The following is a 10,529-nucleotide window of genomic DNA, read 5'->3' as shown; positions in this document are numbered from 1 at the left end:
CTTGCCATAGCGGGGGTAAATTATCCCCCTGGTAAAGGTTAGAGTCACCCACAATCGGTGTTAGAGTTTGTGCGATCGCATTCATTTGTCATTTGTCATTTGTCATTTGTCATTTGTCATTTGTCATTTGTCATTCGTCATTTGTCATTTGTCATTTGTCATTTGTCATTTGTCATTCGTCATTTGTCATTTGTCATTCGTCAGAGAACAGGCAACAGGGTAAGGTAGAGTTTTGAGTTAACTCACAACTTCCCGATCTCCCCGATCTCCCCGATCTCCCCCATCTTCCCCAGCTCCTCAATAACGAGGACGCACCCCATAATGGCGGTAATACCGATAATCCCGTAAAATCTGGTCATGATCGAAACATAGATTCGAGGGAATCTCCCACAGATTAAAAATCTTCAAATTCTTAGCATCATCAGCCGCTTGGGGCTCACCTGTGGCGGTAGCTAGAAACACAACACTGAGCGTATGCTTACGCGGATCGCGATCAGGAGCCGAATAGACGTGAAACTGCTCAATTAACTCCACCTGTAAGCCAATCTCTTCTTTCGCTTCGCGAACCGCTGCTGTTTCCACCGACTCTCCGTAATCGACAAAGCCACCAGGAATTGCCCAGCCTAGGGGAGGATTTTTGCGTTCGATCAGAATAATCGGTCGCGAGGGTCGATCCATGAGTTCGACAATGATATCGACGGTGGGAACGGGATTTCGGTAAGTCACAAGCCAAGTTCAGGTAACAGGTAGCGATCGCGTTGGGTTCATTGTTTTCAGAATACCTCTATCGCCAGAGTTAAATCTACCACGATGGCTCTTTTTTAACGTCTCCCTAGCGTGCTAATGTCGATAGGACTTGCTTTGCTGTACTATGGTCTATCCTCTATGCAGATTCCTAGATCGAGTGGTGTTTTGCTGCATCCTACCTGTTTCCCCAGTCCTTATGGATTCGGAGACTTAGGCTCACCGGCTTATCAATTTATTGATTTTTTGGTAGAGAGTGATCAACAATTCTGGCAGATCTTGCCCGTCGGACCCACGGGGTTTGGTAACTCGCCGTATATGTCTTACTCCGCCATGGCGGGAAACCCAATGTTGATTAGCCCAGAACAACTGAAAATGAAGGGGCTACTCACAGATGAAGACTTAGCTCATCTACCGGAGTTTCCCCCAGATTATATTGACTTTGAGCGAGCCGTTCCCCTGAAAAAATCGCTCCTGCTCAAAGCCTGCGATCGCTTTAAGCGGGAAGCTTCCCCGGAACAAGAGGAGGAATTCGATCAATTTTGTCAGCGTCACGCCTACTGGCTCGAGGATTATGCCTTATTTATGGCACTCCACAACACCTTTGATGATGTGAGTTGGCATTTATGGGAGCCAAACATTGCTAAAGCCGAACCGCAAGCGGTGAAGGAGTGGCGAGAACGGTTACGCGATCGCATTTATGAGCAAAAGTACTTCCAGTTTGAGTTTTTCCGTCAGTGGTCATGGTTGAAGCAGTATGCCAATGACCGCAATATCCAAATTATTGGCGATATCCCGATTTATGTCGCTCATAATAGCGCGGATGTCTGGTCAAACCGAGAACTGTTTGCCGTTGATGAGAAAACAGGCGAACCTTCGCTGATGGCGGGTGTTCCCCCAGACTATTTCAGTGAAACCGGTCAATTGTGGGGGAACCCCATTTACGACTGGGAACGCATGGAAAAGAATAACTATCACTGGTGGATCATGCGCCTGAAGATGATGTTTGAGTACGTCGATGTACTGCGAATCGATCATTTTCGCGGATTTGAGGCGTATTGGGAGGTTGAGCAAGGTGAAGAAACTGCCATGAATGGGCGCTGGGTCAAAGGACCAGGAGCTAAATTTTTCAAAGTCCTGAAGCGGGAATTAGAAGGGTTACCGATTATTGCTGAGGATTTAGGGGTGATTACGCCTGAAGTTGAGGCATTGCGGGATCAATTTGGATTTCCGGGGATGAAAATTTTACATTTTGCCTTTGGTGGCGGTCCGGATAATCCTTACTTACCTTTTAACCTGGAGCGCAACTGTCTGATTTATACCGGGACTCATGATAATAACACGACAATCGGCTGGTTTAACCAGATCCCCGACTATGAACGAGAAAATGCGATTCGTTACTTAGGGGGATTAAGTGACGAAGGTATCAATTGGGATTTAATCCGGTTAGCCTACAGCAGTGTCGCCAATCTTGCCATGATTCCCTTGCAAGATTTCTTGGATTTGGGTACAGAGGCTCAGATGAACCGTCCGAGTACATCTGAGGGAAACTGGAAATGGCGTTATCGAGCACAGATCTTAACTGACCAACTGCGCGATCGCATCAAAACCCTGATTTATACTTATGGTCGGACACCCCATGATGGTTGAGGGTTGATGATTAGAGCCTGATTCACAGGTAATTTCGAGATATTTCCGGAAAAATACCTCAGATTTATTTTTCCGGAAGACAAAAACTTATGGTTGTATGATAAAAGTGTCACATTCAATAGATTTCACCCGGTATTGGTAGATTTGTGTCAGTTTTACGACCGAGGATTAGCTGCAAAGGTCATTTCCTCAACCGCACCGGGGGCGCCCATTTGTTTAGCACTTTGGTCATTAAACTCGACCAGGACGCCTCCGGCATTACCCGCCCGGACAATCAGTTGTTGATCCGCCACCCAAGTCTGCTGGGTACCTTCTGGCAAAACGCCTTCAAATTCTGTTTTACCATCCACAACGACTCGAATCCAGGACTGAGCCTTCAGGGTAACACCCACCTGCACCGGTTTACCATCTTGGCTGGCATGACTAATTTCCGCCGATTGGTTAATATCAAGGGACTGTTTCGGTGGTCTGGTTTCGGGCTTTTTCGGTGTCGGAAACTGCTGGGCAGAGGGGGCATTCTCAACTTCAATCACTTGCACTGCCGAGCGATTGAGAATGTGAGATAAACCACTGACCGAACCAATCACCAACAGAATATAGAGCAGGTAGAGATGAAGCGGTCGCAATTGAGCCGAGGGTAAATACCGCCAACGAGGTCTGATAAACTGGAGACTCGCTCCCACCGGAAAAGCATCGGCAAGTTCTGTACCATTGAGTCCCAGGGCTTCGGCAAATCGCCGGATAAAGCCGCGAATGTAGACAGGTTCCGGCAACTGGTCGATCTTTCCGTCTTCAATCGCCTGTAAAAGCCGTGTCTGAATTCGGGTTTGAGCCGCAACTTCTTCTAAGGAAATCGACTGTTCGAGGCGAAACTGACGTAGGCGGGCGCCTATGACTTCGAGCTTCTCAACTTGTTCCTGCTGCAAATGACTCGTATTCTCCTTCATACACGGTACTCCTTGATATCTGCTGGCACGTTTTCGTAAGGGTTAGTGAATTCGGTTGTGGAGGAAGCGGATTTCAAATTCTTCAAGATAACGGTAGTGACCACTGAGCAGTATCGGTTCACCGGGTCGTTGTAATTGAATCGGACCAATTGCCGTGCGGTGCAGATGGATTACTGGATAGCCTAGCAGGTCAGCAACTCGACGAATTTGACGGTTTCTCCCTTCGGTCAAGACAATTTCTAAGAGTGTTTGCTCGGGTTGCTGTTTGAGTACTCGAACTTGAGCAGGTAAAGTGGTTCTACCCGACAAGTCCACACCCTGACGCCAAGCCGAGAGAATTGATTCACAAGGATGACCCTTGACCCAAACCCGATACGTCTTGGGAACGTGATGGCGAGGATGGGTCAGTTTATAGGTTAGTGTTCCGTCATTTGTCAGAATTAACGCTCCTGTAGATTCCATGTCCAACCGTCCTACTGGATGGATGCCCTGACCTTGTCTAATCGTGCTTGGCAGTAAATCAAGAACTGTACGACGCTTCTCAAGAATGGTATTACACACCCGATAATTCCGACAAGTAGAGACTACACCCACGGGTTTATTGAGCAACAGATAAATTGCCTGAGGACGATTACTGGGTTTGAGCCGTTGACCATTAACTTCAATCAAATCCGTTTCCGGATTCGCTTTTTGCCCTAGCTGCACCAGAGTGCCATTTAGCCGAACCAGTCCTGCTACGATCATTTTCTCAGCTTGACGCCGTGAGGCGATACCCCACTGTGAGAGAATTTTTTGTACTCTTTCCTCCATGGCTTGACTACCTGTATAAGCTAGTTCATGTACAAATATTACAAGAATGCGGAGAATTGCAAGCGTTTGGTTTTTTGATCGACTCCTTGCCTTGCTCGGAGACTATCCCAGTTGTGTCAGAATACAGGATTGATCCGGAATTGTGGCAATGGGCGTTAATCAATCAAAAGCTGGGACAGACAAAGGCAGCCGGATGATTAGCACAGTGGTATCCCCCGCCGTGCAATTATGGCTGCGATCACAAGTGGATGCCGTGGAAACACTACAGTTTAAACTGATGGGTCGCGATCGGCAAATTCTGCGAGGACACATTCCTACTGTGTCTATTGCGGCTCGTCGTGCTATCTATCAAGGACTACACTTGTCGCAAATCCAGCTAGATGGTAGAAATATTCGCTTCAATCTCACTCAAGTGTTTAAAGGCAAACCCCTACGCCTCCTAGAACCTGTACCAGTCGCGGCTCAACTCGTACTGCAAGAGAATGACCTGCAAGCCTCTCTGGGCGCTCCTTTATTATCAAATGCTTTAACGGATTTACTGAATACATTTATTAAATCTTATAATCGACCGGATCAGTATCCACCCCTGGGTGAGTCTGAAATGAACTGGCAGCAGATTCGTATTGATGGGGAGCGACTAACTCTCAAGGGGACACTGATGCACCATCCGACGAGAGAAACCTCCATTGTGATTGATGCGGGCATTCAACTGGCAACACCTCAACAACTGCGACTCCACCCCCTCCAGATTCAAATTAACGCTCAACAGCCTCCGATAACGTTAGAACATTTCACGATTGATTTAGGCTCAGAGGTTGATCTAAAAGAATTGACTCTAACTCCAGGACAATTAATTTGTCGCGGCTGTATCAAAATCATACCTTAATGGGTGGAGTCGATTTCATCCTTGAGAGTGTTGGGGCAACCGGAAAATTGTTTTACTCTCAGAGAAGCTGTGGGACTGTTAAACTTGACGGGAATTGCCGTACAGGTACACCGATCCCGAACGTCAGGATTTAGTTACCCGTACAGCAGTTGGGTAGTGGTTGCGAGATTAAGTTACTGTGAAAGTTGATACTAAACCGTCCATTCAATTGGTTGAAGATGCCACCCAAGAACTCATAGATTGGGCAGCTACCATTGAACATTCAGACGCCACCTATTTTGAAAAAGCTCAAGCCATCGCTAAACGCTTGGGGGCGCATTACCGTCCCGATGGGTTAACCGAAATTGGCTTCTGGACACCCCGGTTATTGGCGCAGGTGATGCGGAAGATGGAAATCTATCTGGAAGTCTTAACCCCCCTTGCTCCGATTGATTGTCGGGCTGTTGAGCAAACCGTCACCTTTCGCCGCGATCGCCTATTCTTACAACAAGAAGGGGAATACTATTGGGGTGTCGTCGCTGGGATGTGCCCAGGGAACCGAGACCAAATGGGATCATTCTACTGGCTGCGCTTTGTCGATCAACAAGGGAACCTACAAGCGATTCGGGATACAATTCCCTATTCCATGCCTTATGGGGTGTTTGGACCGGCTGAACTGTATGATATGGCAAGCTTACAGAAACAACGAGCTGATCTGGATTACTTCAAAGCCACCAGCGTCCCCTCTGATCCCCTAACGCTTCCGCGTGTGCCAGCCCCCCGGAACATTTTACAGATTCATATTGGCACTGCCTCTCAGGAGGGCACGGTTGAGGGATTAACCCGTATTTATCGCCAAATTGCCAGTAAATTAGCCGGAAATCTCCCCTTAACCCCAGCCGAGGAAAACTATGTGGGGTACGACGCGATTCAGCTATTGCCCATAGAACCTACGATTGAGTATCGAGATGAATACAGTCCAGAAAGTGAATTTTTTGTCTGTATTGCTGAAGATGAAGATGACCTGCAAATTAAGCTGAAAAAACCCCATACCCAGGATTGGGGTTATGACGTACCCATTTTGGGATCGAGTGCTACAAATGCAGCGCTCTTGGGTAGCTTGCGTCCCGATGAATTGGTAGACTTTATCGCTACCCTGCATAATTTTCCCACTGGTCCGATTCAAATTATCTATGACCTGGTTTATGGTCATGCGGATAACCAATCCGAGTTACTCCTGCATCGCCAGTTCCTCAAAGGACCGAATATGTATGGTCAAGACTTGAACCATCAGTTACCGACGGTACGGGCGATGTTTTTGGAAATGCAGCGGCGTAAAATTAATACGGGCGCTGATGGAGTTCGGATTGATGGGGGTCAAGATTTCCGCTTCTTTAATCCTCTATCTGGATTGGTGGAATATGATGACGCCTATCTCCTGGCGATGAGTGATGTCGTCCAGGGCATTGAAGGACATCAACGACTCTTATTCACCATTTTTGAAGATGGTCGTCCCTGGCCCGCTGAAGGATGGGAAGATATTTCGACGTACCGGGAATTAATTCACCTGAAACCGGAATCGTTCCAATGGGGACCCCTGATTTTTGCCCATAATACCCCAGCCTTACAAAAGTTTTGGGATCGCAAGTGGCGACGGGTGTGTGAGGTGATCTTTGAAGGGGATCATTGGATCACGGGTTGTGGCAATCATGATACCGTGCGCCGAGGCAATCAAATCCCGCTAGATGCCCAGATTAATTGGAATTTAGGCAGTACGCTACCAGAGGTGTTAAACAATGCTTATGATAACCCGGCGGTGACGCTGTGGGTGTATGGGTTCAGTCCGGGATTGCCCATGGAGTTTATCAATGCGACAATGCACGCCCCGTGGATGTTTTTCCGCAATACCGATGAACGCTATGGGGTTAAGGTGGTTTCTGAAGAAATTGGGTTCCTGGATTGGCAAGTGACGCCGGAACTCTATGACGCACCGGATAGTTTCAGTCGGTTGAAGTCCTTGGGATTTAGTCAGCTAGAGGAATTACAGGAGTTTGGCAGGGCGCTGCAAGTTGCCATGACTGAAAAGGACTACAATCTCGCTGAAGTGGTGCAAGCTTGCCAGTTCTGTTTGGGAGACAATACGGATCAGTGTGATATTGAACAGCTGAAAAAGTTGAATAAGCCAGAAATGGTGAGTTTCTTGAAAGCGTTGACGATTGAAAAGCTTAAGTCATTCGCGTTGATGTTCATGGAAGACTGTTACGAACTGTGTAATGTCTCTCACTATGAGGACAAGCTTGATCCGGTAAGAACAGAGTATAACCTTAGCTTGCGTCGTTTCCGCCATGCTCATCCCTGGTTAGTTCACAATTTAGCTGGAATTGATCGATTCAATAAAATCAGTGATGAGGAACGGACGGTATATTACGGGGTTCGCAGTAATCCTGATGATCATGATCAACAAATCGCCCTGGTAGCGCACATGGGGGGAGAACCGATGACTGTTACCGTGGGAGACTGGTTGCAATTGGAGATGAGCGAATGGCAAGTCGCGATCGCGTCTCCGGGTTTGGAGGGTGATCACTTGGCAGATTTACGCTGCTTTGAGTTAGCCGATTCTCAAGCGGTGCTGTTAAAGCGAGTGAGTCAATCCGAATAGTCTCAGGTTTTGGACGTATTTATCGTAGGGGTACGATCTGTCGTGCCCCTACAGTGTTCTATTTTATTGCAAATTGTAAAATGCCCATGATATACTCTATGGAAATCATAAATTTCCTTGTGGGTATTCATCAATAATCGATGAGAACTTATACATCAACCTGGCTTCGGGTGGGGATAGGGTACAGGACTTACGCAAAGGCTCTATAGGTAGGGTGTGTTAGCGAAGCGTAACGCACCTTAACTGTGGCTCCGTAAGTCCTGGGTTATGTCCCTAAAGATGCTGGAACATCAGTAATTTTTGACTTATAAGTTATTCCTTTGGGTAACAGTAATTTGTTAATCGAGAACACTATTTCATGCAAATAACCAATCAAATTCACTTTCGTAACCTAAAAGGAGATATTTTTGGCGGATTGACGGCGGCTGTTGTTGCCTTACCCATGGCATTAGCCTTCGGAATCGCTTCGGGTGCTGGTGCGGCGGCGGGGTTATGGGGGGCAATATTAGTTGGATTTTTTGCCGCTTTATTTGGGGGTACACCGAGCCTGATCTCTGAGCCAACTGGTCCAATGACGGTTATTTTAACTGCTGTAATTGCTGGACTTCAAGCGAATAATCCGGACAATTATCTCGCCCTGGCATTTACTGTGGTGATGATGGCAGGAGTCTTTCAAATCATCTTTGGGGTATTGCGTTTGGGGCGATATATTACCATGTTGCCCTATAACGTCATTTCCGGATTTATGACCGGAATTGGCGTGATTCTGATTTTTCTGCAACTGGCTCCTTTTTTAGGACAAGAAACTCCGCCTGGGGGTGTCTTGGGTGTAATCCAAAATCTGCCTACTTTAATCACGAATATCGATCCTTGGGAAACGATTTTAGGAGCCATCACCTTAGCGATTCTGTTCTTGTACCCGCCCCAATTTAAAAAAGTGATGCCACCCCAATTGGTGGCTTTAGTGATTGGGACAGCCATTTCGCTGATTTTCTTTAGTGGTGTTGAGATTCGCACAATCGGCACGATTGGAGAAATTACACCGGGTTTACCTGAGCTACAAATGCCTGCTTTTACGCCGGGAAATGCGCGGTTAATGTTCGTGAATGCGATAGTATTGGCGACGGTAGGTTCTATCGATTGCCTATTAACCTGTCTTGTCTCTGAAAGTTTGACGCGACAGGATTGCAAATCCAACAAAGAGTTAGTCGGTCAAGGTGTTGCTAATTTAATTACAGGTTTATGTGGTGGTATCGCTGGATCGGGAGCAACCACCGCTACAGTGGTAAATATCCAAGCGGGTGGACGCACGGCGTTATCGGGTATTTGCCGTGCTTTAGTGCTGTTCATCGTGGTGTTGTGGGCGGCTCCTTTAACCTCTACAATTCCCCTTGCTGTCTTAGCGGGAATTGTTTTAAAAGTTGGGATTAATATCATTGATTGGGGCTTTCTCAAGCGAGTTCACAAAATCTCTTGGAAAGCAGCCGGGATTGTCTATGGTGTGGTACTGCTAACGGTGTTTGTGGATTTAATGATCGCTGTAGCCGTTGGCGTATTTATTGCCAATATCTTGACCATCGAAAATCTATCCAAACTCCAATCTAATGCAGTTAAAGCGGTGACAGATGCTGATGACCAGATTGTTCTCGATGATGAAGAAAAGCAGATTTTAGATGTAGCGAATGGACGAGTGTTACTCTTTCATCTGAGTGGACCAATGATTTTTGGTGTCGCCAAAGCGATTTCTAGAGAACACAACGCGATTGCCAATTATGATGTGTTGATTGTCGATTTAAGTGAAGTTCCGATCCTGGGTGTTACGTCTTCCTTAGCGATTGAAAATGCGATTCAAGAGGCAATTGATGAAGGGCGAGAGGTGATCGTGGTTGGCGCAACTGGGAAGATAAAAAGTCGGTTAGAAAAGTTAGGCATTGCGGGCTTAATTCCTGGACATCACTGGATGGGCGATCGCCTGACAGCACTACGAGAAGGGTTAGCAATGGTGCGTGAAAAGCAAGGCTTCAGCTATGAGGAAAAGGGAGATCAGTTCACCAGTTCTCAGGCTTAATAGTTTGTAGTTTGTTTGCGCTTTAGCGCTTTTAGATTAAGCTGTCATGCATTTAAATTGGGTATTAGTAGCGAGCAAGATGCAAAGCCTGCGGCATGGCTTCGCTTAACGCACTACAAGGATTGCGCCCTTATTGACATTACGGTTTAAATGCCGAACAGCTTAGACTGGTCAATAAACATGGAGTCACCCATCATCTTGCTACAAAACCCGCCCGACTCCACCCTTTCACCCCGACATTTTAAAGGTGCGATCGCGGTTAACAATCCGGTGAGTTTTGTGATCAGGTTTCAGGTTAATCTAAAAATCTGATATCGGGACAGAAAATCCAATGTAGGGGCGGGTTTAGGAACAAAATTAATGGAGTCACTCATCATCTTTCGACAAAACCCGCCCGACTCCACCTTTCACCCCGACATTTTAAAGGTGCGATCGCGGTTAACAATCAGGTGAGTTTTGTGATCAGGTTTCAGGTTAATCTAAAAATCTGATATCGGGACAGAAAATCCAATGTAGGGGCGGGTTTAGGGATAAAATTAATGGAGTCACTCATCATCTTTCGACAAAACCCGCTCGACTCCACCCTTTCACCCCGACATTTTTAAGGTGCGATCGCGGTTAACAATCAGGTTAGTTTTGTGATCAGGTTTCAGGTTAATCGGAACATCTGATATCGGGACAGAAAATCCAATGTAGGGGCGGGTTTAGGGATAAAATAAATGGAGCCACCCATCATCTTGCTACAAAACCAGCCCGACTCCACCTTTCACCCCGACATTTTAAAGG

At 46.7% G+C, this 10,529-nt stretch carries 9 protein-coding genes; 6 read left to right on the top strand and 3 right to left on the bottom strand.

Annotated elements, in window-relative coordinates:
* Positions 1–67 precede the first annotated feature (67 nt).
* The gene (locus RIG27_RS13820; protein ID WP_446345986.1) at positions 68–223 is read left to right on the top strand and encodes a hypothetical protein; all 156 of its coding nucleotides are present in this window, start codon (positions 68–70) and stop codon (positions 221–223) included.
* Positions 224–297: 74 nt separating this feature from the next.
* On the opposite strand, the gene RIG27_RS13815 is transcribed toward RIG27_RS13820, so the two are convergent.
* Positions 298–726 (bottom strand): NUDIX domain-containing protein, encoded by a 429-nt coding sequence (locus RIG27_RS13815; RefSeq protein ID WP_446345984.1) that lies wholly within the window; start codon positions 724–726, stop codon positions 298–300.
* Between the two features lie 159 nt (positions 727–885).
* On the opposite strand from RIG27_RS13815, the gene malQ reads away from it, so the two are divergent.
* The gene (gene malQ, locus RIG27_RS13810; protein ID WP_446345982.1) at positions 886–2,394 is read left to right on the top strand and encodes a 4-alpha-glucanotransferase; all 1,509 of its coding nucleotides are present in this window, start codon (positions 886–888) and stop codon (positions 2,392–2,394) included.
* Positions 2,395–2,549: 155 nt separating this feature from the next.
* Here malQ and RIG27_RS13805 read toward each other — a convergent pair whose 3' ends face one another.
* A complete protein-coding gene (locus RIG27_RS13805) occupies positions 2,550–3,341 on the bottom strand; it encodes a helix-turn-helix domain-containing protein (RefSeq protein WP_446345980.1) in 792 nt (263 codons plus the stop codon).
* Positions 3,342–3,383: 42 nt separating this feature from the next.
* Positions 3,384–4,151 (bottom strand): pseudouridine synthase, encoded by a 768-nt coding sequence (locus tag RIG27_RS13800; RefSeq protein WP_446345978.1) that lies wholly within the window; start codon positions 4,149–4,151, stop codon positions 3,384–3,386.
* Between the two features lie 148 nt (positions 4,152–4,299).
* On the opposite strand from RIG27_RS13800, the gene RIG27_RS13795 reads away from it, so the two are divergent.
* From RIG27_RS13795 to RIG27_RS13780, 4 genes are all read left to right on the top strand, one after another.
* Complete coding sequence (locus RIG27_RS13795) at positions 4,300–5,037, top strand: LmeA family phospholipid-binding protein (protein WP_446345976.1); 738 nt, start codon at positions 4,300–4,302, stop codon at positions 5,035–5,037.
* 178 nt (positions 5,038–5,215) lie between these two features.
* On the top strand, positions 5,216–7,675 hold the full coding sequence (gghA, locus tag RIG27_RS13790; protein ID WP_446345974.1) for a glucosylglycerol hydrolase: 2,460 nt from the start codon (positions 5,216–5,218) through the stop codon (positions 7,673–7,675).
* Between the two features lie 358 nt (positions 7,676–8,033).
* Positions 8,034–9,743, top strand: a complete 1,710-nt coding sequence (gene bicA / locus RIG27_RS13785) for a bicarbonate transporter BicA (protein ID WP_446345972.1) — start codon at positions 8,034–8,036, stop codon at positions 9,741–9,743.
* A gap of 180 nt (positions 9,744–9,923) precedes the next feature.
* The gene (locus RIG27_RS13780; protein WP_446345970.1) at positions 9,924–10,055 is read left to right on the top strand and encodes a hypothetical protein; all 132 of its coding nucleotides are present in this window, start codon (positions 9,924–9,926) and stop codon (positions 10,053–10,055) included.
* The last annotated feature ends 474 nt before the right edge of the window (positions 10,056–10,529 follow it).

This window comes from Coleofasciculus sp. F4-SAH-05 (assembly GCF_040222985.1).
Classification (GTDB): Bacteria; Cyanobacteriota; Cyanobacteriia; order Cyanobacteriales; family Coleofasciculaceae; genus Coleofasciculus; species Coleofasciculus chthonoplastes.
This window is presented reverse-complemented; position numbering and strand designations above follow the sequence as displayed.